Origin of the sequence: Streptomyces sp. NPDC001568 (assembly GCF_042893755.1) — a bacterium.
GTDB lineage: Bacteria > Actinomycetota > Actinomycetes > Streptomycetales > Streptomycetaceae > Streptomyces.
The window spans coordinates 224,343-249,759 of sequence record NZ_JBIAVF010000001.1 but is presented as its reverse complement, the minus strand read 5'-3'; the positions used below and the strand labels follow the sequence as shown (position 1 = coordinate 249,759).

Below are 25,417 nucleotides of genomic sequence, written 5' to 3'. Positions count from 1 at the left end.
CGACCCGTCCGGTCAGCGTCGGCGCATGTCCGCGACCCTGGCCCGCTCGCCGGGGTCGGCCATCGCGGCCGACCGGAGGGTGCCGGGCCCGCCGCGCCGCTGGACCGGGAGCGGGGAGTCGCGCCGGGGCCTGCGCCCCTGCATCCCGTCACCGCCCGCCCCGCCGCCGGGGCCCCCGCCGGAGGCCACGGCCGCACCGGCCACCGTGATCTGGACGCCCTGGTCGGCCAGCGCCTGGAGCTCGGTGCCCGCCCGGTCGTCGTGCGGCGGCGGCTCGTCCGTGACCAGCCGGGTCATGACGTCCGTCGGCACGGTCTGGAACATGGTGTCGGTGCCGAGCTTGGTGTGGTCGGCGAGGACCACCACCTCGGCGGCGGCCTGCACCAGAGCCCGGTCCACGCTCGCGGAGAGCATGTTGGAGGTGGACAGCCCGCGTTCGGCGGTCAGACCACTGCCGGACAGGAAGGCCCGCGAGACCCGCAGCCCCTGGAGGGACTGTTCCGCACCACTGCCCACGAGGGCGTAGTTGGAGCCCCGCAGGGTTCCGCCGGTCATCACCACCTCCACCCGGTTGGCGTGCGCCAACGCCTGGGCGACGAGCAGCGAGTTGGTGACCACGGTCAGGCCGGGCACCCGCGCGAGCCGGCGGGCCAGCTCCTGGGTGGTGGTGCCGGCGCCGACGACGATGGCCTCGCCCTCTTCGACGAGTCCGGCCGCGACATCGGCGATGGCGGTCTTCTCGGCCGTGGCGAGATGGGACTTTTGCGGAAAGCCGGATTCCCGCGTGAATCCACCCGGCAATACCGCACCGCCGTGCCGGCGGTCGAGGAGTCCTTCTGCCTCCAGTGCCCGCACGTCCCGCCGTACGGTCACTTCGGAGGTCTGGACGACGCGGGCGAGCTCCCGGAGCGATACCGCTCCGTTGGCCCGCACCATTTCGAGGATCAATTGGCGACGTTCTGCAGCGAACACGAAACTGACAGTAACCCGGGTGACCGTCTGCTTTCAGCTCCTTGCACCGGAATACCGAAGTTGTCCGTAAAACAGGTCGACAAGTGGTATACGCGGCCGGCCGGGGCCACGGCCGGCCGACCGGGATCCGGGCCGCCTCCCGCCGGCCACCCCAACCCGCATGTGGGGAGGGGTGGTTGGCGGTTCCTACGCCTCGCCCGCGGCCTTGCGCGTGTGCAACTGGCGGGCGACCTCGGCGATCGAACCGGACAGCGAGGGGTACACGGTGAACGCGTTTGCGATCTGCTCGACCGTCAGGTTGTTGTCGACGGCGATCGAAATCGGGTGGATGAGTTCGCTCGCACGGGGCGCCACGACCACGCCGCCGACGACGATGCCGGTGCCCGGGCGGCAGAACATCTTCACGAAGCCGTCGCGGATGCCCTGCATCTTCGCGCGCGGGTTGCGCAGCAGCGGGAGCTTGACCACGCGGGCGTCGATCCTGCCGGAGTCCACGTCGGCCTGGGTGTAGCCGACGGTGGCGATCTCGGGGTCGGTGAAGACGTTGGAGGAGACCGTCTTGAGGTTGAGCGGGGTCACCGCGTCACCGAGGAAGTGGTACATCGCGATCCGGCCCTGCATGGCGGCCACGGAGGCCAGCGCGAAGATGCCGGTGACGTCGCCGGCCGCGTACACGCCGGGCGAGGACGTACGGGAGACCTTGTCGGTCCAGATGTGGCCGGACTCCTTGAGGCGGACCCCGGACTCCTCCAGGTTCATGTCCTTGGTGTTCGGGATGGCGCCGACGGCCATCAGGCAGTGCGTGCCGGTGATGACCCGCCCGTCGGACAGCGTGACCTCGACCCGGTCGCCGACCCGCTTGGCGGACTCGGCGCGCGAGCGCCCGACGACGTTCATGCCGCGGCGGCGGAAGACGTCCTCCAGGACGGCGGCCGCGTCCGGGTCCTCGCCCGGCAGCACGCGGTCGCGGGAGGACACCAGGGTCACCCGGGAGCCGAGGGCCTGGTACGCGCCGGCGAACTCGGCGCCGGTGACGCCGGAGCCGACGACGATGAGCTCCTCGGGGAGCTCCTCCAGGTCGTAGACCTGGGTCCAGTTGAGGATCCGCTCGCCGTCGGGCATCGCGTCCGGGATCTCCCGGGGGTGCCCGCCGGTGGCGATCAGGACGGCGTCGGCGGTGAGGATCGTCTCGGTGCCGTCGGCCGCGGTGACGATGACGTCGCGCGTGCCGTCGATGCCCTGCGGCCCGCCGAGCTTGCCGCGGCCGCGCAGGACGCGGGCGCCGGCCCGGGTCACGGAGGCGGTGATGTCGTGGGACTGGGCGAGCGCGAGGCGCTTGACGCGCCGGTTCACCTTGCCGAGGTCGACGCCGACGACGCGCGCGGCCTGTTCTATGTGCGGGGTGTCGTCCGCGACGACGATCCCGAGCTCCTCGTACGACGAGTCGAAGGTCGTCATGACCTCGGCGGTCGCGATGAGGGTCTTCGATGGCACGCAGTCGGTGAGTACCGACGCCCCGCCCAGACCGTCGCAGTCGACGACGGTCACCTCCGCGCCGAGCTGGGCCCCCACCAGGGCCGCCTCATACCCGCCGGGTCCGCCGCCGATGATCACGATCCGGGTCACGAAAAGTCCGCCTCACGTCTACCCGGCCGGCTGCCGCCCCGGCCGGTGTTCCGGGGGGTCTCCCCGGGGGATGCATTCCGTGCTCCATTGTCCCGCACGCTCCGCGGTGCTTCGCCCCCGGTCCCGCCATCCGGGCACGCGCGGCGGGTCGGCCCTCCCGTACTCTCGACCACATGTCGCTCTACGCCGCGTACGCCGGCAACCTCGACCCGCGGCTGATGACGCGCCGCGCTCCCCATTCGCCGCTGCGCGGAACGGGCTGGATCAACGACTGGCGGCTGACCTTCGGCGGCGAGCAGATGGGATGGGAGGGGGCCCTCGCCACGATCGTCGAAGCCCCCCGCCACCAGGTCTTCGTCGCCCTCTACGACATCGCCCCCCTGGACGAGGACTCCATGGACCGCTGGGAGGGCGTCGGGATGGACATCTACCGCCGGATGCGGGTGCGGGTGCACACGCTCGACGGCGAGGAAGCCGCCTGGGCCTACGTCCTCAACGGTTACGAGGGCGGATTGCCCTCGGCGCGCTACCTGGGCGAGATCGCCGACGCCGCCGAATCCGCCGGCGCCCCGCACGACTACGCCATGGAACTGCGCAAGCGCCCCTGCTGAACCCGGACCGGATCCCGGTCCGGCCTCGACCCGGTTTCGACCGTCCCGGGCCGTGCGGGGCCCGCCCGGCCCGGGCCCCGCACGGCTCCCGGGGACGATTCGGCGGAAACGACAAGGCAACGATCCGAACACCGTGAGCTGCGCCATCTACGCGCGTAGGCCGAGAGCGGCTACGCTCGTCCGCGTGAACGCATCTGTTACCGACCCCTTCGCCGCCGCCGACGCCGCCGCCACCCGCCTGCGCGAGCTGACCGGCGTCGATTCCCACGATGTCGCCCTCGTCATGGGCTCCGGCTGGGCCCCCGCCGCAGAGGCCCTGGGCGCCCCCGAGGCCGAGTTCCTCGTCACCGAGCTGCCCGGCTTCCCGCCCGCCGCGGTCGAGGGCCACGGCGGCAAGATCCGCTCGTACAAGATCGGCGAGAAGCGCGCCCTGGTCTTCCTCGGCCGGACCCACTACTACGAGGGCCGCGGCGTCGCCGCCGTCGCCCACGGCGTGCGCACCGCCGTCGCCGCCGGCTGCAAGACCATCGTCCTGACCAACGGTTGCGGCGGCCTGCGCGAGGGCATGAAGCCCGGCCAGCCCGTCCTGATCAGCGACCACCTCAACCTGACGGCGACCTCGCCGATCGTCGGGGCGAACTTCGTCGACCTCACCGACCTGTACTCGCCGCGCCTGCGCGCGATGTGCAAGGAGATCGACGCGAGCCTCGAAGAGGGCGTCTACGTCCAGTTCCCCGGCCCGCACTACGAGACCCCGGCCGAGATCAACATGATCCGCGTGATGGGCGCCGACCTCGTCGGCATGTCCACCGTGCTGGAGGCCATCGCCGCCCGTGAGGCCGGCGCCGAGGTGCTCGGCATCTCCCTGGTCACCAACCTGGCGGCCGGCCTGTCCGGCGAGCCGCTGAACCACGAAGAGGTCCTCCAGGCCGGCCGCGACTCCGCTGCCCGCATGGGCACGCTGCTGACGCAGGTCCTCGCCCGCATCTGATCGACGTACGAGAGGTAAGGCGGAAGCAGTGCAGGAACAGGTACAGGACGACCTGATCACCCGGGCCCGGGCCTGGCTGGACGAGGACCCGGACCCGCAGACCGCGGCCGAACTCGCCGCGATCATCGAGGCGGGCGACACCGCCGAACTCGCGGACCGGTTCGCTGGCACGCTCCAGTTCGGCACCGCCGGTCTGCGCGGGGAGATCGGCGCGGGCCCGATGCGGATGAACCGCAGCGTGGTCATCCGGGCCGCGGCGGGCCTCGCCGCATACCTGAAGGCCCAGGGGCACGCCGGCGGCCTCGTCGTCGTCGGTTACGACGCCCGCTACAAGTCGGCGGACTTCGCCCGTGACACCGCGGCCGTCATGACCGGCGCCGGGCTCCGCGCGGCCGTCCTGCCCCGCCCGCTGCCCACGCCCGTCCTCGCGTTCGCCATAAGGCACCTGGGCGCCGTCGCCGGCGTCGAGGTGACCGCCAGCCACAACCCTCCCCGGGACAACGGCTACAAGGTGTACCTCGGCGACGGCTCGCAGATCGTCTCCCCGGCCGACGCCGAGATCGCGGCGGAGATCGACCGGATCGACACCCTGGCCTCCGTGCCGCGCCCGGAGTCGGGCTGGCAGGACCTCGGCGACGACGTCCTGGAGGCCTACCTGGCCCGTACGGACGCCGTCCTGACCCCCGGCTCCCCCCGGGGCGTGCGGACCGTCTACACGGCCATGCACGGCGTCGGGAAGGACGTCGTCATGGCGGCCTTCGCCCGGCACGGCTTCCCGGAGCCGGTCCTGGTCGCCGAGCAGGCGGAGCCGGACCCGGCCTTCCCCACGGTCGCCTTCCCCAACCCGGAGGAACCGGGCGCGATGGACCTGTCCTTCGCGAAGGCCGCCGAGGTCCGCCCCGACATCGTGATCGCCAACGACCCGGACGCCGACCGCTGCGCCGTGGCCGTGCCGGACGCGTCGGCCGCCTCGGGCTGGCGCATGCTGCGCGGCGACGAGGTCGGCGCGCTGCTGGCGGCCCACCTGGTCTCCAAGGGCGTCAGCGGCGTCTTCGCCGAGTCGATCGTCTCCTCCTCCCTCCTGGGGCGGATCGCGCAGGCGGCGGGCGTGGGCTACGAGGAGACCCTGACGGGCTTCAAGTGGATCTCCCGCGTCGAGGGCCTGCGCTACGGCTACGAGGAGGCGCTCGGCTACTGCGTGGACCCCGAGGGCGTCCGCGACAAGGACGGCGTCACCGCCGCCCTGCTGGTGGCGGAGCTGGCCTCCGAGCTCAAGGAGCAGGGCCGCGGCCTGACCGACCTGCTGGACGACCTGGCGCTGGCCCACGGCCTGCACGCCACCGACCAGCTGTCGGTCCGCGTCTCGGACCTGTCGGTGATCGCCGACGCGATGGCCGCGCTGCGCGCGGAGCCCCCGGTCTCCCTCGCGGGCCTGCGGGTCGTCTCGGCCGAGGACCTCGCGGTCGGTTCGGCGGCGCTGCCGCCCACGGACGGCCTGCGCTACCACCTCGACGGCGACCACAAGGCCCGGGTGATCGTCCGCCCGTCCGGTACGGAGCCGAAGCTGAAGTGCTACCTGGAGGTCGTGGTGCCGGTCACGGACGCCTCCGACCTCGTCCCGGCCCGCACCCGCGGCCAGGGCGTCCTGGACGCGATCAAGAAGGACCTCTCGGCAGCCGCCGGGATCTGACCCTCCGCGACACCCGACGGCCCCCCGAGCTCCGGCCCGGGGGGCCGTCGGCGTCCGCCCGTCCGTCCGTCCGTCAGGAGGGCGTCGGGCGGACCAGCTCGCCCAGCGTCGGCACCGACTCCGGGCGGGAGCGGACGGCCTCCGTGCACTCCCACGCCCGCGGCGGGTCCGCGTCCGGCCCGCCGAGCACCACCGGGCCCGGCCCGGCCGAGATCGCGTCGCTGCCCGCCAGGGTGCACACGACCTGCGACAACGCCACCGGCGGCAGGTCCTCGGGCCGCCGGCTCAGCCGGACCGTCCCCACCGGATCGCCGGCCCGCGGCGGGGCTGCCGTCAGCTCGCCGGTGACCCCGGTGGTGAAGCCGGCGCTCCGCTCCTCCGCCGAGGTCCGCTCCAACTGCTGCAGCAGCGCCTGCGCCACGAGCACCTCGGCGTCCTTGACCGGCCTCTTCTCGGGCACCGGAACAATCCGTTCCACGCCCACCAGCTGCGATCCGCAGACCAGTTCCACCGTGGCCCGGAACCCCTGCACCCCGCTCTGCCCGGCCGGTCGTTCCGGGGTGTCGCAGGACACCCGCGAGGGGGCCGGACCCACGTCCACCGGCACGGTCGTCGCCCGGATCCCGCACGCCGAGGTCCCGCACAGCAACAGCGCCGCCACCACCTTCGGCAGCGCCCTACGCGTCCACGTCACCCGTGCTCACCTTCCCCACGTCCCCCGGCAGCCGCAGGGTGAAGACGGCCCCGCCGTCCACCCCGTTCTCGGCCGTGATGTCACCGCCGTGGATGTGCGCGTTCTCCCTCGCGATCGACAGGCCCAGGCCGCTGCCGTCCGACTTCGGCCGGGAGGCGCTCGCCTTGTAGAACCGGTCGAAGACGTGCGGCAGGACGTCCTCGGGAATGCCCGGCCCGTTGTCCCGGATGGTCACCACCAGCCAGTCGGCGTCGGCCGTCTCCACCGCCACCGACACCCGCACCGGCGAGCCGCCGTGCTTGAGCGCGTTGCCGATCAGGTTCGCCAGGATCACGTCGAGGCGACGCGGATCCAGCCGCCACACGATGTCCCGCCCGGCGTCGAGTTCCACCGCGTCCAGCCACGCCCGCGCGTCGATGCACGCGGTGACCTGGTCGGCGACGTTCACGTCGTCCAGCACCAGGCGCGCCGTCCCCGCGTCGAAGCGGGTGACCTCCATCAGGTTCTCCACCAGCACGTTGAGCCGCCGCGTCTCGCTCACCACCAGCCCCACCGCGGGCGCGATCATCGGATCGAGGTGGTCGACCTCCTCCTCCAGCACCTCGGCCACCGCGGTCAACGCCGTCAGCGGCGTGCGCAGTTCGTGGGACATGTCGGCGACGAAGCGGCGGCTGGCCTCCTCGCGCGCGCTCATGTCGGCGACCTTCTTCTCCAGCGCCTCGGCCGTCTTGTTGAAGGTGTGGGAGAGGTCGGCGAGTTCGTCCGTTCCCGACACGTCGAGCCGGTGGTCGAGTTCGCCCTCGCCGAGCCGGCGCGCCGCGTCCCCGAGCCGCTGGATCGGCTTCAGCACGGTCCGCGCCGCCGCCTGCGCCAACAGCGCCGACCCGAGCAGCGCCAGCCCGGTGGCGATGGTCAGCGACCAGCCCAGCGCGTTGAGGTCGTCCCGCTCGGTGGCCAGCGACTTGTACATGTAGCCGGTCGGCCCGCCGCCCACGATCCGCGTGCCGCCCACCAGGTACGGATTGCCCTGCGGCTTCGTCCGCTGCCAGTACATGTGGTACTCGGCGTCGTTGGCGGCCGTGGTCTTCTGCCGGTCGTTCACGGCGTGCTGGAGCGACTTCGGTACGTCGTCCAGCCCGAAGGTGGCCGCCCCCGCCGCGCCGAACACCTTCCGGCCGTCCTTGCGCTCGTGGACCAGCAGCACGCTGTACCCGGGGCTGCTGCCCGCCATCAACTCGGCGGTGCGCTGCATCTCCTGGGGCGTCGGCTCGGCGGGCAGCCCCGCGGCCCGCAGCTGCATCTCCTGACGGAAGTCGCCGAGGGCCGCGTCCTGGGTACGGGTGAGCACGGCCTCGCGGTTGAGCCAGTAGGCGATCCCGGAGGCGGAGACGGCGGCCGTCAGCGCGACCAGGCAGAACACGACCAGGAGCCGCAGCCGCAGGCTGGTCCAGCGCCTGCCCGCGAACAGGGCTCGGATCACTGCGGCGAGTCCAACCGGTAGCCGACGCCCCGGACGGTGCGGATCAGGGTGGGTGAGGACGGCACTTCCTCGACCTTGGCGCGCAGCCGCTGCACGCAGGCGTCGACGAGCCGCGAGTCACCGAGGTAGTCGTGCTCCCAGACCAGCCGCAACAACTGCTGGCGCGACAGCGCCTGACCGGGCCGGCGGCTGAGTTCGAGCAGCAGCCGCAGTTCGGTCGGGGTGAGCTGGAGGTCCTCGCCGTTCTTCGTCACGGTCATCGCGGACCGGTCGATGACCAGGGACCCGAACACGGCGGAGTCGCTCGCCTCGCGTTCGCCCCGGCGCAGCACGGCCCGGATCCGGGCGTCGAGCACCCGGCCCTGGACGGGCTTGACGACGTAGTCGTCGGCTCCCGACTCCAAGCCCACGACGACATCGATGTCGTCGCTGCGCGCGGTCAGCAGGATGATCGGCAGCTGGTCGGTGCGGCGGATCCGCCGGCACACCTCGAAGCCGTCGATCCCGGGCAGCATCACGTCCAGCACGATCAGGTCCGGCCGTTGCTCGCGCAACAGTTTCAGGCCGTCCTCGCCCGTCGCCGCGGTGGCCACACGGTGGCCCTGGCGTGACAGGGAGAGTTCGAGGGCCGTGCGGATGGCGTCGTCGTCCTCGATCAGCAACAGGAAAGGCACGCGCTCATTCTGTCCCATCGGCCGTCGGGACTTCGACCGTCCGGCGCCTCGGATCCGGCCACGGTTGGCTGTGACAGGCCTGTGACAGTCGAAGGACACCCCGGTTATGTCCGGCGGGCAGGCTTCTGTCATCGCAACACGGACCGAAGCAGACTCCACGACGGGGGGCGCGAGATGAACACGCTGCACAGCACCACGACCAGCGCGGTTGTCACGCGGCTGCACGATGTGAACCGCCGGGCGGGTGTCCGTACGGCGCCGGTCGCACGTCCGCGGCCGGTGCACGTCACAGCCATTGACGCGAACCAGTACCAGACGGTTCCCGCACCGCGTACTCCTTCCTCCACCTCGGAGGCCGAGTTCACGGCGTACGTCCAGGAGCGCCGCGCGGCCCTCTTCGCCACCGCCTTCCACCTCACCGGTGACCGGCACGAGGCCGAGGACCTGTTGCAGAGCGCGCTGTTCTCCACGTACCGCGCCTGGGACCGGATCAGCGACAAGGCGGCCGTCGGCGGATACCTGCGGCGGACGATGACGAACCTGCACATCAGCGCGTGGCGCCGGCGCAAGCTCAACGAGTACCCGACCGAGGAACTGCCGGAGACGGCCTCGGACACGGACGCGATGCGGGGTACGGAACTGCGCGCGGTGCTGTGGCAGGCGCTGACCCGGATCCCGGAGCCGCAGCGCACGATGCTGGTGCTGCGCTACTACGAGGGCCGCACCGACCCGGAGATCGCCGAGATCCTGGGCATCAGCGTCGGCACCGTGAAGTCGAGCATCTGGCGGTCGCTGCGTCGGCTGCGGGACGACGAGGTGCTGAGCTTCGGACGTGACGAGGCGGAGTCCTTCGGGGAGCTCGTCGCGTAACCAAGGACCACGGGCCCAGGGGGCCGTCCTACGGGGGTGGGACGGGGGCTTGCGGGGGGAGAAGAGGCGGGATCAAGCGGCCGGGGGTCCGCGTGATCCCGCCTTTTCGCGTGCCCCGAGCGCGGGGCCCGGAGGTCAGGCCGGGGTGGTCGCGGTGCGGTGGCGGCCGGCCGCGGCGGCGGCCAGCCGGCCGAGGGCCTCGTCGCGACCGCAGGCGTGGGCGCCGAGGGCGGTGTGCCGGGCGACGATGCCGCGTTCGGCGCGCATCAGGCGCCAGCCGCGGCGCACCAGGAACGGCAGGGACTTGCGGCCCTCGCGCAGGTCGCGGGCCAGGCGCCGGCGGAAGGTGGTCGAGGGGCGACCGCGCAGGCAGAGCGCGTCGGCGAGCAGGCCCAGTTCCTGACAGCGGGCCACGACGTCGGCGGCGAAGATGCCCTCCGCGATGAACAGCGGGGTCCGCGCTATGTCCAGGGTCTCGGTGCCGGTGCGCGAGGACGACGCGATGGAGTACTCCGGCACCTGCGTGCGGCCCGTGGAGCAGAGTTGCGCGATGGCGGCGACGGCGGCTTCCGCGTCCCACGACAGCGGGGAGTCCCAGTCGATGTCGGAACTGCCCTCGACCAGCGGGAGGGTCGGGTCCGTCCCCTCCTTGTAGAAGTCGTCCAGGCGCAGGACGGGCAGCCCGGAACGGGCCGCGAGCGAGGACTTTCCGGATCCCGAGGGACCGGTCAGCAGCACGACGCGCGTGGGAAGGGGAGATGAACAGCTCACGGGACACCAGTGTGGGGCATGAGCGGCCGTAACGGCACACCCGTGACGGTGCCTGCGACGGGCCTCACACGGGGCGCGGGCCGTCGGTTGGAATCGGGGAAGCCGGCTCGACTACCCTGTGTGCGCACGCGACTACGACCACAGGCGGGAACCCATGGCACGTCACGCAGCTCCCACCCCTCCGAAGCGCCTCCGCGCCGCCGGGCTGACCCTGTCCATGGCCGGTGCGGCCCTGGCGATGGCGGCGGGCGGGGCCCAGGCCGGTGAACTCTCCGTCCCCGCGGCGTTGGCGGGGGTGGCCGACCCGATCGCGAACCTGAAGGTGAACCCGCTCGCGAACACCGGCGTGGACCCCCTCGACAACGGGGTCGCCACGCAGGTCGCGGACTTCCCGTCCGTCGGTACGGGCATGGTGACGGGCACCCTGACGCGGGGGCCGTCGGTCGGCGAACTGCCCACGGCCGCGGTGTCCTCGCTGCTGGGTCCGGTGCTCCCGAAGGCGTAGGGCGGCGGCGGGAAGGGCCCGGGGTACGGGAAGGCCCCGACAGCGCGGGGGTCGCTGCCGGGGCCGGTTCGTGGTGTCTCCGCGTACGGGGAGCCGTCCTCTAGTACGAGGAACCGCCCGCGCCGAGCGAACCCGTCGGGTGCCAGACCGTCTTGGTCTCCAGGAAGGCGGTCATCCGCCCCGTGCCCGGGTCGGCGCTCCAGTCGTCCACAGGCTGTGGACGCAGGACGCGCTTGAGGTTGTCGGCCGCCGCGATCTCCAGCTCCTTGGCGAGGGCCGCGTCGGCGCCCGCCAGGTCGATCGCGTTGACGTCCTGGTGGGACGCCAGGTGCGGGCCCATCTCGGAGGCCTTGCCGGACAGGATGTTGACCACGCCGCCGGGCAGGTCGGAGGTGGCCAGCACCTCGCCCAGGGACAGCGCGGGCAGCGGGGACTTCTCCGAGGTGATCACGACGGCGGTGTTGCCCGTCGCGATCACGGGGGCGATCACCGAGACGAGGCCCAGGAAGGACGAGTCCTGCGGGGCCACGACGGTGACGACGCCGGTGGGCTCCGGGGTGGAGAGGTTGAAGAACGGGCCCGCGACGGGGTTGGCCCCACCGACGATCTGGCCGATCTTGTCGGTCCAGCCCGCGTACCAGACCCAGCGGTCGATGGCCGCGTCCACGACGGCGGCGGCCTTCGACTTGGACAGGCCCTCCGCCTCGCCGACCTCGCGGACGAACTGCTCGCGGCGGCCCTCCAGCATCTCGGCGACGCGGTAGAGGACCTGGCCGCGGTTGTAGGCGGTCGCGCCCGACCAGCCGCCGAACGCCTTGCGGGCGGCGACGACCGCGTCACGGGCGTCCTTGCGGGAGGACAGCGGGGCGTTGGCCAGCCACTTGCCCTTCGAGTCGGTCACTTCGTACACCCGGCCGCTCTCGGAGCGGGGGAACTTGCCCCCGACGTACAGCTTGTAGGTCTTGAAGACGTTCAAACGGGTCACAGAGGACTCAACCGTTCCCATTAGCGCTCACCCTTCGGGCTCGACGGGGCGAGGTAGCCCTCCAGGCCGTGGCGACCGCCTTCGCGGCCGAAGCCCGATTCCTTGTAGCCGCCGAACGGCGAGGTCGGGTCGAACTTGTTGAACGTGTTGGCCCAGACGACGCCCGCGCGGAGCTTGCCCGCGACCGCGAGGATGCGCGAGCCCTTCTCCGTCCAGATGCCGGCGGAGAGGCCGTACTGGCTGTTGTTGGCCTTGGCGACGGCCTCGTCCGGGGTCCGGAAGCTCAGTACGGACAGCACCGGGCCGAAGATCTCGTCGCGGGCGACCGTGTGCGCCTGGGTGACGTTCGTGAAGAGCGTCGGGGCGAACCAGTAACCGGCGGACGGCAGCTCGCACGCCGGGGACCAGCGCTCGGCGCCCTCGGCCTCGCCGGTCTCCGCGAGCGCGGTGATCCGGGCGAGCTGTTCGGCGGAGTTGATCGCGCCGATGTCGGTGTTCTTGTCGAGCGGGTCGCCCAGGCGCAGGGTGGACAGGCGCCGCTTGAGGGAGTCGAGCAGTTCGTCCTGGATCGACTCCTGGACCAGCAGGCGGGAGCCCGCGCAGCAGACCTGGCCCTGGTTGAAGAAGATGCCGTTGACGATGCCCTCGACGGCCTGGTCGATGGGGGCGTCGTCGAAGACGATGTTGGCGCCCTTGCCGCCCAGCTCCAGGGTGACCTTCTTGTCGGTGCCGGCGATCTGGCGGGCGATGGCCTTGCCGACCGCGGTCGAGCCGGTGAAGGCGACCTTGTCGACGTCCGGGTGCGCGACGAGGGCCGCGCCCGCGTCGCCGTGGCCGGTCAGGATGTTGACGACGCCCTTGGGCAGGCCGGCCTGGCGGCAGATGTCCGCGAAGAACAGCGCCGACAGGGGCGTGGTCTCGGCGGGCTTGAGGACGACGGTGTTGCCGGTGGCGAGCGCCGGGGCGATCTTCCAGGCCAGCATCAGCAGCGGGAAGTTCCAGGGGATGACCTGGCCGGCCACGCCGAGCGGACGCGGGTTCGCGCCGTAGCCCGCGTGGTCGAGCTTGTCGGCCCAGCCCGCGTAGTAGAAGAAGTGCGCGGCGACGAGCGGGAGGTCCGCGTCGCGGGTCTCCCTGATCGGCTTGCCGTTGTCCAGGGTCTCCAGGACGGCCAGCTCGCGGCTGCGCTCCTGGATGATCCGGGCGATCCGGAAGAGGTACTTGGCGCGCTCGGAGCCGGGCAGCGCGGACCACTTCTCGAAGGCCTTGCGGGCCGCCTTCACGGCGCGGTCGACGTCGGCCGCACCGGCCTGGGCGACCTCGGCGAGCACCTCCTCGGAGGACGGCGAGACGGTCTTGAAGACCTTGCCGTCGGCGGCGTCGGTGAACTCCCCGTCGATGAAGAGGCCGTAGGAGGGGGCGATGTCGACGACCGAGCGGGACTCGGGGGCCGGCGCGTACTCGAAAACAGAACCCATGGTGATCAGTCCACCGTCACGTAGTCGGGACCGGAGTAGCGTCCGGTGCTCAGCTTCTGGCGCTGCATGAGCAGGTCGTTCAGCAGGCTGGAGGCGCCGAAACGGAACCAGTGGTTGGACAGCCAGTCCGAGCCGACGGTCTCGTTGACCAGGACCAGGAACTTGAGGGCGTCCTTGGTCGTGCGGATGCCACCGGCGGGCTTCACGCCGATCTGGATCCCGGTCTGCGCCTTGAAGTCGCGGACGGCTTCGAGCATGAGGAGCGTGTTGGCGGGGGTGGCGTTGACGCCGACCTTGCCGGTGGACGTCTTGATGAAGTCCGCGCCGGCGAGCATGCCGATCCAGGAGGCACGGCGGATGTTGTCGTAGGTCGACAGCTCGCCGGTCTCGAAGATCACCTTGAGTCGGGCGGCCGTGCCGTCCTCGCGGACGCAGGCCTCCTTGACCGCCTTGATCAGCTCGTACGTGTCCAGGTAGCGGCCGGCGAGGAAGGCGCCACGGTCGATGACCATGTCGATCTCGTCGGCGCCGGCGGCGACGGCGTCACGGGTGTCGGCGAGCTTCACGGGCAGGGCCGCACGGCCGGCCGGGAAGGCCGTGGCGACGGAGGCGACCTTGACGTCGGCGCCGTTCAGGGCCGCCTTGGCGGTGGCCACCATGTCGGGGTAGACGCAGACCGCGGCGGTCATCGGCGTCGTGCGGTCGGTCGGGTCGGGGTGGACGGCCTTCGTGGACAGCGCCCGGACCTTGCCCGGGGTGTCAGCACCCTCAAGCGTCGTCAGGTCGATCATCGAGATGGCCAGGTCGATGGCGTACGCCTTGGCCGTCGTCTTGATCGAGCGGGTGCCGAGGGAGGCCGCTCGGGCCTCCAGGCCGACTGCGTCTACGCCGGGCAGCCCGTGCAGGAAGCGGCGCAGCGCGCTGTCGGACGTCGTCACGTCAGCGAATGCGGTGAGGGTGGTGGGCATGGTCACCAGGGGAGCATATCTACGCGCGTAGCTGCCTGTCACCCCCCACGGCGCACATATGGGCGTGACATCCGTCATCGGTGCGGAGGGCTTGTCGCGCTCGCGCGTGCGTACGGCACAATCGGCGGCATGACTACGCCCTCCCCCCACGAGCCGGTCTACGACGACCGCGTCTACCGCTCCCCCATGGCCGTCGTCACCGGGGTGCTCATGCTCGCCGTGATCGCGTGGCTGTGCGGGGACGCCGTCGTCCGGGGCGAGGGCCCGGGCCGCTGGATCGGGCTGGCCATCGCCCTGTTCGCGGTGCCGCTGACCGTGGCCTTCACCATCCGCCCGGCCGTCTTCGCCAATGACGACCGGATGCGGGTGCGCAACCCGTTCCGCGTCATCGAGCTGCCCTGGGCCGCCGTGGACGCGGTGCGCGCCGGGTACTCGGCGGAGGTCCTGGCCGAGGGATCGAAGTACCAGCTCTGGTCGGTTCCGGTCTCGCTGCGCGAGCGCAAGAGGGCCAGTCGCCGGCTCAGCCGGCGCGAGGCGCTGAGCGGCCGGGGAACGGCGAAGGACGGCGACGACGCGGCGAACGCGCCGGAGCGGGCCGCGGCCGACAAGGTCGTCGACGAACTGCGCGAGCTCGCCGAGCGCGGGGCGGCGCGGCCCGGCGCGCAGGGATCCGTCAAGGTGACGTGGTCCTTCGAGATCATCGCGCCGGCCGTCGCGGGCGTGGCGCTGCTGATCGTGCTGCTCGTCACGGGCTGAGGCGGAACCACCGCCACCGGGGGACGCGTCCTCGCGGGTGTGCACCGTCATGAGGGCAGCGGCAGCGCCGCCACCGCCACACAGCTCCCGCTCCGGCCCCGAATCCTGAGCGGGGCCCTGCTGGCCGCGCATCTGGTCCTCGTGGCATGGCTGACCCTGCGTCCGCTGGACGTGCCGTGGGCCGCCGCCGCCAATCTGACCCCGCTGGAGGGGATCAGGGCGGACCTGGCGTACGGGCCGCTGGAGGCGGCCCGGCGGATCGGCGAGGGGCTGGCGCTGCTGGCCCCGCTCGGGGTGCTGCTGCCGCTGGCCGGGGGGCGGCTCGCGCCCACGCCGTGGTCCGCGTGGTCCTCGTTGGCCCGGACCGCCGCCGCCGGCGTCCTGGTCTCCCTCTCCATCGAGATGCTGCAGACGGCCGTCCCCGGGCAGGTCGTGGACGTGGATTCCGTGCTGCTGAACACCCTCGGAATGGTGCTCGCGCACCTGGCCGTCGTACCGGCCCTGAGGGCCAGGATGAGGCGGTCTCAGGGGCCCACCCCGAGAATTACCAGGGTCGGGCTCGGCCGCTGGACCGAGGTTCTTTCGGCGGTGCCGCGCGAGTATTGAGGCATCGCGCAGGGGATTCCCGGAGCGCGGTCACCCTACGAAGGAGAAAGCCATGAGCGCGATTGCCCGCCCCCGTGACGGACGGATGATCGGTGGCGTCTGCGCCGGTCTCGCGCGACGTTTCGGCATCAAGGCGAAGACGATGCGGATCATCTTCGTGGTCTCGTGCCTGCTGCCCGGCCCGCAGTTCCTGATCTACCTGGCGCTGTGGCTGCTGCTGCCCAACGAGAAGTACGGGACGGCCGGCGGCGCCACCGGCGCCGCCTGGTAGTTCCGCCGGTCAGCCGGCCTTGGCGACCTTCTCCAGTTGCTTGTCGGCGACCTCCTGCGGGACGGTCGCCTGCCGGCCGGCGCCCGCGACGTTGAGCGCCATCAGCCGCACGACGGTGTCGCCCTCGCGGACGACGACCAGGTGCACCTGGGCCGAGACCCCGCCGGCGGCGGCGACCGTGGTCCAGCTGACGCTCTCGTCCCCGGCGGTCCTGTACGGGACCGCCTTCACGTCCCGGTAGCTGCCGGTCTGCTTCTCCACCGTGGCGGCGAACCCCGTGCCGCAGGCGGCGACGGCGTCGCGCAGGCGGGAGACGAGCCGCTTGGCGTCGCTCTCGGAGTAGGAGCTGACGGAGGCCGAGACGGCGAGGCCGACCTGCTTCTGCGAGCCGATGCCCCGGTTCACGGTCTCGCGGGCGGCCGGGTCGGGTTTGTCGCCCATGATGTCGGCCAGCGGCTGGCACGCCTTCTTGTCGGCCTGCGGTTGGCCGTCGGGGGCGTTGGGGTTCTTGCCCTGCGCGGAGATCTGGTAGCCGGGGAGGTCGCCCTGGACGAGGGCGGCCCGCTCCAGGCCGACGGGGGCGGTCGTCCCGGTCGCGGCGGAGCCCGACGCCGACGCGCCGGGCGCACCCGGGGCGCCGGGGGCGGGGACGGCGGCGGAGCCCTTGGGGTCCGGGACCTTGCCGGACGCGGGGGAGTCCGCGCTGCTGCATCCGACCGCTGCCAGGAGCAGCGCGGGAAGCAGCGCGATCGTCGTCACCGGCACTGTGGATCGAGCCTTGATGCGCATGACGGAACCTCATACCCCGTACGTCGAGCGGCAGTTACGGGCGATCGTGGCACACCGCGCGGCGCGACGCACACCTCCTCGAAGAGGCGTGCGCCAGCCGCACACACGTACGCGTCGCGGCAGGTCAGCCGCCGACGGGCAGGCCGCCGGCGAGGGCCGGGAGACCGCCGAGGAGACCGGTGACGGGGGCGGCGGGGTCGGACGACTGACCCTGCTGGCCCTCCTGCGTCTGGTTGGTGACCGAGCTGGTGGCGCTGGTGACGGCGCCGAGGGCGTCCGTCAGGTTCGCGGCCGGCAGGCCGGCGGCGGAGGCGGTGCCGGCGGCACCCGCGGCGAGGGCGGCACCAATGACAGCGACACCGAGGGACTTGGCAGCAGACTGCTTCATGAAAGATCGTCCTTGCGACGGGGAATTGAGCGGCTCCGCAAACTAGTCACTTGAAACCCCCGACCGCAAACATCATCAAATACGAGAAAGCGCCCGGGAATTGCTCCTCCCGGGCGCTTTCAGTACGTCATGCCGTGGCCTAGGCCGATACGGAACCGCTGGTCGAAGCCGTCTGACGGAACAGCCATTCCGACTTCAGCTCCGCATAACCGGGCTTGATGACGTCGTTGATCATGGCCAGTCGTTCATCGAAAGGAATGAACGCGGACTTCATCGCATTGACGGTGAACCACTGCATGTCATCGAGCGAGTAGCCGAAGGTGTCGATCAGGTGCTCGAACTCGCGGCTCATGCTGGTACCGCTCATCAGCCGGTTGTCGGTGTTCACCGTGAGCCGGAAGTGCAGCTTGCGCAGCAGACCGATCGGGTGCTCGGCGTACGAGGCGGCCGCGGCCGTCTGCAGGTTCGACGTCGGGCACATCTCCAGGGGGATGCGCTTGTCCCGGACGTACGAGGCCAGTCGGCCCAGGGTGACCGAACCGTCCTCGGCGACCTCGATGTCATCGATGATCTTCACGCCGTGCCCGAGCCGGTCGGCGCCGCACCACTGAAGGGCCTGCCAGATCGAGGGCAGGCCGAAGGCCTCGCCCGCGTGGATCGTGAAGTGGTTGTTCTCGCGCTTGAGGTACTCGAAGGCGTCGAGGTGGCGGGTGGGAGGGAACCCGGCCTCGGCGCCGGCGATGTCGAAGCCGACCACGCCGTTGTCGCGGTAGCGGTTCGCCAGCTCGGCGATCTCCAGCGCGCGGGCCGCGTGGCGCATCGCGGTCAGCAGGGCGCCGACGCGGATGCGGTGGCCGTTGGCCTTCGCGCGGCGCTCGCCCTCGCGGAAGCCGTCGTTCACGGCCTCGACGACCTCTTCGAGGGTCAGGCCGGCTTCCAGGTGCTGCTCGGGGGCGTACCGGACCTCGGCGTACACGACGCCGTCCTCGGCCAGGTCCTCGGCGCACTCGGCGGCGACCCGGAAGAGCGCCTCCTTCGTCTGCATGACGGCGCAGGTGTGCGCGAACGTCTCCAGGTAGCGCGGCAGGGAGCCGGAGTCGGCGGCTTCGCGGAACCAGATGCCGAGCTTGTCGGCGTCGGTCTCCGGGAGGCTCTCGTAGCCGACCTCGCGGGCCAGCTCGATGATGGTCCCGGGGCGCAGTCCACCGTCGAGGTGGTCGTGCAGGAGCACCTTCGGGGAGCGGCGGATCTGGTCCGGCGTGGGCAGGGTGGGGGTGTCGCTCGTCATCTGGGCACTCTAGCTCCTACGCGCGTAGAGCGTAGCCCAGGCAACGGTCGCCGATATGTAACAGTGACCGTCCGGACGGGTGGCGTACACCTGACGGTCTGAGACTGTTCCGCCATGGCACAGCATGCGCCGCCGGCGCGCGGGGTCCGCCTGGGGCGGCCCGCCGGAGCGAACGGTTCGGTTTCGACGGTCAGTGGTGTGGTGCTCCTGCTCCCCGGGGTGTCCAGATTCTCCCCCGGTCCGCTGCGTCCGCTCGCGCGGGCGCTGGCCCGGGCGGGCGGGACGGACGGGCTGGTCGCGCACACCGTGCAGCACGGGGCGGGGCCGCAGGAGGAGGCCGCCGGGTGGGCGGCGGACGAGGCCCTGAGACGGTACGGGGACGTGCCGGTGTGCCTGGCCGGGTACGGGGCGGGCGGGCGGACCGCCCTGCGCGCGGGCGGCCACGGGGCCGTCAACACCGTTCTGGCGCTGGCACCTTGCCTCGGGGTCGCGGACGAGGAGGGCTCCCCCGAACCGGTGAAGCACCTCGCGGGGCGCCAGGTGCTGATCGTGCACGGCACGAACGACGCCCGCAGCGATCCGGAGTCCTCCTTCCTGTTGGCGGCCCGGGCGAAGAAGGCGAACCGTTCCACCTGCCGGTTCGAGGTGCACTCCGACGGGCACGGGCTGCGCGAGCACCAGGCCGAAGTGGTCGCCCTCGGGGTGGACTTCGTGATGGGCGCCATGGTGTCGGGGCGGTACTCGCGACCGGTCACCGACGCACTGGCCGCGCCGCCGCCGCTGGGCCTGCGGATGCCGCTGGCCTCGGGCTTCGGCCGCTCCCTGCGGGGCTGAACGGGCCCGCGGCGGGCGCGTAGGGTGAGGAGTGGAACTCGGGGCACTCCTCACCGGGAGGCGGCGACGCGTCATGGCCGGACTGGTGCGCAGGAACTTCGACAGCGCGGACGAGACCCGGCCGTTCCAGGACGGCACGGGGCGGCTGGACCTGCTGATGACGAACGGCGGGCCGGTCGGCCGCGCGGTGTTCGAGCCGGGATGGCACTGGACGGAACACGTCGGCCCGCTGGTCGGCACGGATCGCTGCACGGCGGCGCACACGGGGTACGTGGTGAGCGGCCTGATGAAGATCGTGATGGACGACGGGGAGAGCACCGAGTACGGCGCCGGTGACTTCATGCAGGTGGCGCCGGGACACGATGCCTGGGTCGTGGGCGACGAAGCCTGCGTGGTCCTGGACTGGACGGGGTTCGGTGACTACGCGAAGCCGCGGTCGGGCTGACGCGGCGGCCGGCAGGGCCGCCCCGGCGGCGGGTCCCGCGGGTCACGGGTGAGCAGGTCGGCGGCGTCGTCGAGGGTGCTCCTCAATAACGCGGCCGTCGGAGCGGTGGCCAGGAGTTGGGCGTGGTGGTGGCCGCCCGTCGGGGCGGCCCGGACCACCATGTCCGGCGGCACCGTCAGGCGCGCCCGGACCACGCCGGGGACGGCGCGGGCCGCCGCGAGGCGGGGGCCCGCCTCGGCCAGTCTGCGGCCCGGCGGGAAGTCCACGTACCGCAGGCCCGCGTGGGCCTCCCGGGGGCGGCGCGGCGGCTCCGGGAGGTCGAGGCCGGCGGCGAGCGCGAGGGCGAGTACGTCGGTGCCGTGCGCGAGGCGCAGCAGCTGGGTCAGTTCCTCGGAGCCGGGACGGGCGTGGGCCTCGACCAGGCGGGGGCCGCGCGGCGTGAGCACGACCTCCGTGTGGGAGGGGCCGTCGTGATGGCCGGTGAGGTCCAGGACGCCGCGCACGAGGGCCCGTACGGCCTCGGCGGTGGCCCGGTCGAGGGCGACGGGCAGGTCGTGGCCCACCGCGGTCAGACCGGCGCCGGGGCCCGGGAGCCGGCGGGTCCAGCCGAGGATGCGGTGGCGGCCCGCGCGGGAGAGGGCCTCCACCGCGAGTTCGGGGCCCTCCAGGTACTCCTCGACCAGCAGGTCGGTGATCTCCGGGTAGTGCGGGGCGGCGGCCTGCGCCGCGGCGGCGTCGCCGAGGAACCGCACGCCCTCTCCGTCGGCGCCCGCTCGGGGCTTGATGACGCAGGGGTATCCGATGAGGGTGGCGAGGAACGGAATCAGCGCGGCCCGGCCGCAGCGGGCGAAGGAGACCGGCCGGGCGGGGTGCAGGGCGTTGGAGCGGGCGCGGAGGGCGGCCTTGTCCATGAGGGCGGTGACGGCGGTGGTGGGGGTCCCCGGCAGGCCGAGGGCCTCGTTGGCGCGGGCCGCGGCCAGGGTCGCGGCGGGGCCGAAGCCGAAGACGCGGGCCCGGCAGCCCCGCACCTCCGCCAGTCGGCCGACCTCCGCGACGAGGCGGGGGTGGTCGCGCCAGTCCGTCCGTACCCGCCGCTCCGCCCCCTCACGGTCGGATGGCACCGATGGATCCGGCGCGACCACCACGGCGCGCGCGCCCGCGCGGCGGGCGGCGGCAACCTCGGCGGGACGCGGGCTCAGCAGGACGGCCACGGGTTGGCGCCGTTGGTCGTTCGGTCCTTGCCGCATCCCGCGCTCCCCCCGTCACGCCGTGCCCCCACTGTGCCGGTTCGGCATATGCCGGGAGCCGCCGCGCACGCGTCGAGTTGCCGCCTTGCGGGAACACGAGGGGTTTATAAACGGTCACATGCAGGGACGAATAGGCATATGCCAGCCGCTGCCGACGGAGACGACGGGGTCGATGAGGTCGATGGGGTGAACGGGACCGAGGGCCTCCCCGGAGGCCGAGGGGGCCACGAGGACCACCGGGACCACGGGGACGAGCTGACGCCTGCCGCGCGGCGCCTGTACGCCTACGCCGTCGAGCGCCGCGCCTTCACCGCCGCGGAGGCGACCACGGCGCTGGGCGCCCGGGCGGGCGCGGCGATCACCGAGCTGGCGGCGGCGCAGCTGCTCCAGCGGGCCCCGGGCGAGGGGCCGGAACGGTGGAGCGCGGTGGCGCCCCGGGCGGCGGCGGCACGGGTCCTGGCCCCGCTGGCGCTGCTCGTACGGGAGACCCACGACGAGATGGACCGGCTGCGCGGACGGCTGGAGTCGCTGGTGCCGGCGTACGAGGCGGGGGCCGCGTACCGGGAGCTGAGCGGTTCGGGGCACCTGGAGCTGGTGACGGACCTGGGCGCGGTGCGGGGACTGATCACCGAGCTGGTCGCGGGGTGCGAACGGGAGCTCCTGACCTCGCAGCCGGGCGGGGGCCGGCCGTTGGAGACGCTGGAGGACGCGGTCGGGCGGGACGAGTCGCTGCTGGCGCGCGGGGTGCGGATGCGGACGATCTACCAGCACACGGCCCGCTACTCGCGACCGACGGCGGCGTACGTCGAGCGGGTGACGGCGCTGGGCGCGCAGGTGCGCACCCTCGGCGACGGACTGATGCGGATGCTGATCTTCGACCAGCACACGGGGCTGATGGCGGTGCCGGACCGCAGCGGGGCGGCGCTGGTGGTGCGCGAGCCGAACGTCGTGCACTTCATGACGGCGGCCTTCGAACGGTCCTGGTTGGGGGCCGAGCCGTTCCCGACGACGGTCGGCCCGGACGCCGCACGGTCGATCTCGGACGAACTGCGGCAGACGATCGTACGGCTGCTGTCGGAGGGGCTGGAGGACAAGGTGATCGCGCGCCGCCTCGGCATGTCGGAGCGGACCTGCCAGCGACACATCGCGGAGATCATGCGGGCCGTGGGCGCCAAGTCCCGTTTCCAGGCGGGGTACTTGCTGTCGCCGGTGGTCGCGCCGCCCCCGTAGGCCACGGTGGCGGACCGGTCAGGACAGGGGTTCCGACTCCGCGATCAGGCGCCCGCGGCGGGACAGCAGGAAGCGCTTGAACTCCGCGACCGGCGGCGTGTCCGGGTGCCCGTCGAGCCAGGCGACGCCGATCTCGCGCACCGCGCGCGGGGCCGTGACCGTCAGCTCGACCACGCCGGGCCGGGGCACCGCCGGCGGGGGCAACAGGGCCACGCCCAGGCCCGCCGCGACGAGGCCGCGCAGGGTTTCGGCCTCCTCGCCCTCGAAGGCGACCTTGGGGACGAAGCCGGCTTCCGCGCACAGGTCGTCGGTGATGCGGCGCAGGCCGTAGCCCGCTTCGAGGGTGACGAAGGTTTCCTCGGCGGCCTCGGCGAGCCGGATGCGCTTGCGCCCGGCGAGGCGGTGGTCGTCCGGTACGACCAGGCGCAGCCGCTGTTCGTCGAGCCGGCGGGCCACCAGGTCGGGGGCGTCGGGCAGCGGTGAGGTGAGGCAGAGGTCGAGCTCACCGGCCCGGAGCTTCTCCAGCATGGCCTCGCCGTAGTTCTGCACGAGGGAGAACCGCACGCGGGGGTGGTCGGCCCGGAAGGCGCGGATCAGGCCCGGCACGGTCTCCGGTCCCAGGGTGTGCAGGAACCCGAACGCGACCTTCCCGAAGCCCGGGTCGGCGTCCTGCTGAACGGATTCGGCGGCGCGCGCGATCCCTTCGAGGGCCTGTTCGGCGGAGGCGAGGAAGGTCCGCCCGGCCGTGGTGAGGGCGACGGTGCGGCCCTTGCGGGCGAACAGCGTGACGCCCAGGTCCTGTTCGAGGCGGACCATGGCCCGCGACAGGGTGGACTGGGGAACGCCCAGTTCGTGCGCGGCGCGCGTGACGTGCTCGTGCCGGGCGACGACGACGAAATGGGCGAGCCGGGGGGCCAGCTGCCGTGTCACGGCCATGTCTTCTTCGTAACGGTTCATTGACATCCGCCGCCCTGAGCTGTGGTGATGCGTGAGTGGATCGATTATGGCGAATCTGTGCATTGGACGCATGAAAAAGGCGGGCCTACGGTCTTCGTATGCCTCCCGCTCATACCGGGGCACCCGTCACCTCGGGTGCCTCCACCCTGTCGTCCCCGCTCGCGCCCGCCCCCGACACCACGGACGGGCCCCTCTCCCCCGGCCGCCCCGGCTACCGCCGGATGAGCCTGGCGCTCTTCGCCGCGGGACTGGCGACCTTCGCCCTCCTCTACTCCACCCAGGCCCTGCTGCCCGCGATCTCCGCCGGGTTCGGCGTGACGGCGGGTCAGGCCAGCTGGACGGTGTCCGCGGCCACCGGCGCCCTCGCCCTCTTCGTCCTGCCGCTCAGCGCGCTGTCCGAGCGGTTCGGACGGACCCGGATGATGACCTGGTCGATGGTGCTCGCCGTCGGCGTCGGCCTGCTGGTGCCGTTCGCGCCGAACCTGGAGTGGCTGGTGGTGCTCCGCGCGGTGCAGGGCGCGGCGATCGCCGGCATCCCGGCCTCCGCGATGGCGTACCTGGCGGAGGAGGTCCGGCCGAAGGCGCTGGTCGGCGCGATCGGCCTGTTCGTGGCGGGCAACTCCATCGGCGGGATGAGCGGTCGCATCGTCACCGGCTGGGCGGCGCAGCTGTGGGGGTGGCGGGCCGGGTTGTTGAGCGTCGGCCTGATGGCGCTGGCCTGCGCGGTGGCCTTCCTGGTGCTGCTGCCCCGGGCCCGGTTCTTCCGGCCGGCGTCGCTGAACCCGCGCGCGGTGGGACGTACCGTCGCCGGTCACCTGCGCGATCCGCTGCTGCTGCGGCTGTACGGGATCGGCGCGCTGTTCATGACCGTCTTCGGCGCGGTGTACACGGTGATCGGCTTCCGGTTGGTGGACGCGCCGTTCTCGCTGGGTCAGGGCGTCGTCGGATCGGTGTTCCTGGTCTACCTGGTCGGCACGGTCTCCTCGGCGGCCGCCGGGAAGCTGGTGGCCCGCACCGGGCGGCGCGGCGCGCTGTACCTGGCCGTGACGACGACGGCCCTGGGGCTGCTGCTGTCGCTGGCCGACTCGCTGGCCGCGATCCTGGTGGGCCTGGTGCTGATCACGGCGGGCTTCTTCGCGGGTCACGCGGTGGCCTCCGCCGAGGTCAGCCGGACGGCGCGGACCGGCCGGGCGCAGGCCTCCGCCCTCTACCAGTCCGCGTACTACCTGGGCTCCAGCGCGGGCGGCACGCTGGGCGCGCTGGCGTACCACGCCTCGGGGTGGGCGGCCACGGTCGGCATCGCGCTGCTGGCGGTGGTGGGCGTCGCCTCGATCACCCTCTACGGGTCCCACGCGGCCCGCGTCGAGCGGCGGATCTCGCTGTCGGCGGCGACCGCCCGCTGAGGCGGGAGGGTCCTGGAGGGGCCAGGAGGAGACAAAAGGGGTTCCGGTGCGGTCGGTGCCGGGAAATCCCAGGTCGTTACACAACTTCCCCTGTCTTCGCGCGCATCCGTGCCTCAAGATGCGGTGCAGGACATGGGGAGGGCGAATGGCCGCGATGCGCACGCGTGCGAAAAAACGGGCAGCAGTGGTGTTCGGCGGGGCGTTGGCACTGGCCGCGCCCCTGGTGGTCGCGGGCGGCGGGGCGGCTCAGGCCGCTTCCTGCAACGTGACCACGGGGCCGTACCAGCGGCAGGTGGAACAGTTCCTGGGCAGGCCGGTGGACGGCGTGCAGTCGGCAGCCGACTGCACTGCCATCCAGTCCTTCCAGGCCACCCACGGGATAACCCCCACGGCGGGGTACGCGGGGCCGCTGACCTGGCAGACGATGAACACGATGCTGGCCCAGCGGGCGGCCGGGAAGAACCCGAACGCCGACCGGAAGTGCCCGACCAACCTGGGGCGGATCGCCTGCGTCGACCTGACCCGGCAGCTGACCTGGATCCAGGACGGCGCGACGCTCAAGTACGGGCCGGTGCCCGTACGCACCGGTAAGGCCGAGACCCCGACGCGGACCGGCCTGAAGAAGATCTACTACCGCAGCATCAACCACTGGTCGACGATCTACAACGTCGCGATGCCGTACTCGCAGTTCTTCGACGGCGGGATCGCCTTCCACTCCACGCCCAAGAGCATGTGGAACCCGCCGGGGTCGGGCGGCTGCGTCAACATGACCACCGCCGACGCCAAGGCGTACTGGAGCATGCTGGGCAACGGCGAGGACGTGTTCGTGTACGGGCGCAAGCCCGGAACCTGATCCGCAGGGCCGCTCGCGGCTGCCGTTGTCGGTGC

General features: G+C 72.4%; 27 protein-coding genes. 13 read left to right on the top strand and 14 right to left on the bottom strand.

Translation table 11 applies throughout. The features are described 5' to 3' along the window. Positions 1 to 12 precede the first annotated feature (12 nt). Together ACFY0I_RS01225 and ACFY0I_RS01220 are read right to left on the bottom strand one after the other, a co-directional pair. Positions 13 to 972 carry a DeoR/GlpR family DNA-binding transcription regulator gene (locus tag ACFY0I_RS01225; RefSeq protein ID WP_388888429.1) on the bottom strand — a complete coding sequence of 320 codons (960 nt, stop codon included), beginning with the start codon at positions 970 to 972 and terminating at the stop codon, positions 13 to 15. A 186-nt stretch (positions 973 to 1,158) separates the two neighbouring features. Next, the gene (locus ACFY0I_RS01220; RefSeq protein WP_281205641.1) at positions 1,159 to 2,598 is read right to left on the bottom strand and encodes an NAD(P)H-quinone dehydrogenase; all 1,440 of its coding nucleotides are present in this window, start codon (positions 2,596 to 2,598) and stop codon (positions 1,159 to 1,161) included. 173 nt (positions 2,599 to 2,771) lie between these two features. On the opposite strand from ACFY0I_RS01220, the gene ACFY0I_RS01215 reads away from it, so the two are divergent. The 3 genes from ACFY0I_RS01215 (at position 2,772) to ACFY0I_RS01205 (ending at position 5,890) form a co-directional block, all read left to right on the top strand. Next, positions 2,772 to 3,209 (top strand): gamma-glutamylcyclotransferase, encoded by a 438-nt coding sequence (locus ACFY0I_RS01215; protein ID WP_362879850.1) that lies wholly within the window; start codon positions 2,772 to 2,774, stop codon positions 3,207 to 3,209. A gap of 184 nt (positions 3,210 to 3,393) precedes the next feature. Then, the gene (locus ACFY0I_RS01210; protein ID WP_281205643.1) at positions 3,394 to 4,200 is read left to right on the top strand and encodes a purine-nucleoside phosphorylase; all 807 of its coding nucleotides are present in this window, start codon (positions 3,394 to 3,396) and stop codon (positions 4,198 to 4,200) included. A gap of 28 nt (positions 4,201 to 4,228) precedes the next feature. Further along, entirely contained in the window at positions 4,229 to 5,890 is a 1,662-nt protein-coding gene (locus tag ACFY0I_RS01205; RefSeq protein WP_388888424.1) for a phospho-sugar mutase, read from the top strand. A gap of 73 nt (positions 5,891 to 5,963) precedes the next feature. Here the strand turns inward: ACFY0I_RS01205 and ACFY0I_RS01200 are convergent, their stop codons facing one another. From ACFY0I_RS01200 to afsQ1, 3 genes are read right to left on the bottom strand one after another with little or no spacing between them, the layout of a single operon-like run. Next, the gene (locus ACFY0I_RS01200) at positions 5,964 to 6,584 is read right to left on the bottom strand and encodes a hypothetical protein (protein ID WP_388888421.1); all 621 of its coding nucleotides are present in this window, start codon (positions 6,582 to 6,584) and stop codon (positions 5,964 to 5,966) included. After that, a complete protein-coding gene (locus tag ACFY0I_RS01195) occupies positions 6,568 to 8,064 on the bottom strand; it encodes an ATP-binding protein (protein ID WP_388888418.1) in 1,497 nt (498 codons plus the stop codon). The genes ACFY0I_RS01200 and ACFY0I_RS01195 overlap by 17 nt, the downstream gene beginning before the upstream one ends. After that, complete coding sequence (gene afsQ1, locus ACFY0I_RS01190; RefSeq protein WP_362879846.1) at positions 8,061 to 8,738, bottom strand: two-component system response regulator AfsQ1; 678 nt, start codon at positions 8,736 to 8,738, stop codon at positions 8,061 to 8,063. Before afsQ1 ends, ACFY0I_RS01195 begins: the two co-directional genes overlap by 4 nt. A 174-nt stretch (positions 8,739 to 8,912) precedes the next feature. Between afsQ1 and ACFY0I_RS01185 the strand changes: the two genes are divergently transcribed. After that, positions 8,913 to 9,608 (top strand): SigE family RNA polymerase sigma factor, encoded by a 696-nt coding sequence (locus ACFY0I_RS01185; protein WP_388888415.1) that lies wholly within the window; start codon positions 8,913 to 8,915, stop codon positions 9,606 to 9,608. A 135-nt stretch (positions 9,609 to 9,743) separates the two neighbouring features. Here the strand turns inward: ACFY0I_RS01185 and ACFY0I_RS01180 are convergent, their stop codons facing one another. Next, the gene (locus tag ACFY0I_RS01180; protein ID WP_388888412.1) at positions 9,744 to 10,379 is read right to left on the bottom strand and encodes a uridine kinase; all 636 of its coding nucleotides are present in this window, start codon (positions 10,377 to 10,379) and stop codon (positions 9,744 to 9,746) included. 154 nt (positions 10,380 to 10,533) lie between these two features. Here ACFY0I_RS01180 and ACFY0I_RS01175 point away from each other — a divergent pair, with 154 nt between their 5' ends. Continuing rightward, positions 10,534 to 10,884: a hypothetical protein gene (locus tag ACFY0I_RS01175; protein ID WP_388888410.1), complete on the top strand. Its 351-nt coding sequence runs from the start codon at positions 10,534 to 10,536 to the stop codon at positions 10,882 to 10,884. Between the two features lie 100 nt (positions 10,885 to 10,984). Here the strand turns inward: ACFY0I_RS01175 and ACFY0I_RS01170 are convergent, their stop codons facing one another. Genes ACFY0I_RS01170 through deoC form a run of 3 tightly spaced genes read right to left on the bottom strand, consistent with a single transcriptional unit; the run spans position 10,985 to position 14,315 of the window. After that, entirely contained in the window at positions 10,985 to 11,890 is a 906-nt protein-coding gene (locus tag ACFY0I_RS01170) for an aldehyde dehydrogenase family protein (RefSeq protein ID WP_388888408.1), read from the bottom strand. Continuing rightward, positions 11,890 to 13,347 carry an aldehyde dehydrogenase family protein gene (locus ACFY0I_RS01165; protein ID WP_388888405.1) on the bottom strand — a complete coding sequence of 486 codons (1,458 nt, stop codon included), beginning with the start codon at positions 13,345 to 13,347 and terminating at the stop codon, positions 11,890 to 11,892. The genes ACFY0I_RS01170 and ACFY0I_RS01165 overlap by 1 nt, the downstream gene beginning before the upstream one ends. Before the next feature lie 5 nt (positions 13,348 to 13,352). Continuing rightward, positions 13,353 to 14,315 (bottom strand): deoxyribose-phosphate aldolase, encoded by a 963-nt coding sequence (deoC, locus tag ACFY0I_RS01160; protein ID WP_388889289.1) that lies wholly within the window; start codon positions 14,313 to 14,315, stop codon positions 13,353 to 13,355. A 129-nt stretch (positions 14,316 to 14,444) separates the two neighbouring features. Between deoC and ACFY0I_RS01155 the strand changes: the two genes are divergently transcribed. The 3 genes from ACFY0I_RS01155 to ACFY0I_RS01145 are packed head-to-tail and all read left to right on the top strand — an operon-like array spanning position 14,445 to position 15,948. After that, positions 14,445 to 15,071 (top strand): PH domain-containing protein, encoded by a 627-nt coding sequence (locus ACFY0I_RS01155; RefSeq protein ID WP_388888402.1) that lies wholly within the window; start codon positions 14,445 to 14,447, stop codon positions 15,069 to 15,071. A 39-nt stretch (positions 15,072 to 15,110) separates the two neighbouring features. Next, positions 15,111 to 15,677, top strand: a complete 567-nt coding sequence (locus ACFY0I_RS01150; protein ID WP_388888399.1) for a VanZ family protein — start codon at positions 15,111 to 15,113, stop codon at positions 15,675 to 15,677. A 52-nt stretch (positions 15,678 to 15,729) separates the two neighbouring features. Then, positions 15,730 to 15,948 (top strand): PspC domain-containing protein, encoded by a 219-nt coding sequence (locus ACFY0I_RS01145; protein WP_388888397.1) that lies wholly within the window; start codon positions 15,730 to 15,732, stop codon positions 15,946 to 15,948. 9 nt (positions 15,949 to 15,957) lie between these two features. Here the strand turns inward: ACFY0I_RS01145 and ACFY0I_RS01140 are convergent, their stop codons facing one another. From ACFY0I_RS01140 to ACFY0I_RS01130, 3 genes are all read right to left on the bottom strand, one after another. Further along, positions 15,958 to 16,737, bottom strand: a complete 780-nt coding sequence (locus ACFY0I_RS01140; protein ID WP_388888394.1) for a hypothetical protein — start codon at positions 16,735 to 16,737, stop codon at positions 15,958 to 15,960. 124 nt (positions 16,738 to 16,861) lie between these two features. After that, complete coding sequence (locus ACFY0I_RS01135; protein ID WP_388888391.1) at positions 16,862 to 17,125, bottom strand: hypothetical protein; 264 nt, start codon at positions 17,123 to 17,125, stop codon at positions 16,862 to 16,864. 139 nt (positions 17,126 to 17,264) lie between these two features. Continuing rightward, positions 17,265 to 18,413 carry an adenosine deaminase gene (locus tag ACFY0I_RS01130; protein ID WP_383995909.1) on the bottom strand — a complete coding sequence of 383 codons (1,149 nt, stop codon included), beginning with the start codon at positions 18,411 to 18,413 and terminating at the stop codon, positions 17,265 to 17,267. A gap of 114 nt (positions 18,414 to 18,527) precedes the next feature. Here ACFY0I_RS01130 and ACFY0I_RS01125 point away from each other — a divergent pair, with 114 nt between their 5' ends. Both ACFY0I_RS01125 and ACFY0I_RS01120 read left to right on the top strand, forming a co-directional pair. Then, entirely contained in the window at positions 18,528 to 19,247 is a 720-nt protein-coding gene (locus ACFY0I_RS01125; RefSeq protein WP_388888388.1) for an alpha/beta hydrolase, read from the top strand. Positions 19,248 to 19,320: 73 nt separating this feature from the next. Then, positions 19,321 to 19,692 (top strand): cupin domain-containing protein, encoded by a 372-nt coding sequence (locus ACFY0I_RS01120; protein ID WP_388888385.1) that lies wholly within the window; start codon positions 19,321 to 19,323, stop codon positions 19,690 to 19,692. Here ACFY0I_RS01120 and ACFY0I_RS01115 read toward each other — a convergent pair. Then, positions 19,668 to 20,939: an ATP-grasp domain-containing protein gene (locus ACFY0I_RS01115; RefSeq protein WP_388888382.1), complete on the bottom strand. Its 1,272-nt coding sequence runs from the start codon at positions 20,937 to 20,939 to the stop codon at positions 19,668 to 19,670. The genes ACFY0I_RS01120 and ACFY0I_RS01115 overlap by 25 nt on opposite strands. A gap of 186 nt (positions 20,940 to 21,125) precedes the next feature. Between ACFY0I_RS01115 and ACFY0I_RS01110 the strand changes: the two genes are divergently transcribed. Then, positions 21,126 to 22,169 (top strand): LuxR C-terminal-related transcriptional regulator, encoded by a 1,044-nt coding sequence (locus tag ACFY0I_RS01110; protein ID WP_388888379.1) that lies wholly within the window; start codon positions 21,126 to 21,128, stop codon positions 22,167 to 22,169. An 18-nt stretch (positions 22,170 to 22,187) separates the two neighbouring features. On the opposite strand, the gene ACFY0I_RS01105 is transcribed toward ACFY0I_RS01110, so the two are convergent. Further along, positions 22,188 to 23,126, bottom strand: a complete 939-nt coding sequence (locus ACFY0I_RS01105; RefSeq protein WP_388888376.1) for a LysR family transcriptional regulator — start codon at positions 23,124 to 23,126, stop codon at positions 22,188 to 22,190. A 98-nt stretch (positions 23,127 to 23,224) separates the two neighbouring features. Here ACFY0I_RS01105 and ACFY0I_RS01100 point away from each other — a divergent pair, with 98 nt between their 5' ends. Both ACFY0I_RS01100 and ACFY0I_RS01095 read left to right on the top strand, forming a co-directional pair. Beyond that, positions 23,225 to 24,529: an MFS transporter gene (locus ACFY0I_RS01100; RefSeq protein ID WP_388888373.1), complete on the top strand. Its 1,305-nt coding sequence runs from the start codon at positions 23,225 to 23,227 to the stop codon at positions 24,527 to 24,529. A gap of 154 nt (positions 24,530 to 24,683) precedes the next feature. Next, positions 24,684 to 25,382: a L,D-transpeptidase family protein gene (locus ACFY0I_RS01095; RefSeq protein ID WP_388889286.1), complete on the top strand. Its 699-nt coding sequence runs from the start codon at positions 24,684 to 24,686 to the stop codon at positions 25,380 to 25,382. Positions 25,383 to 25,417: the final 35 nt, after the last annotated feature.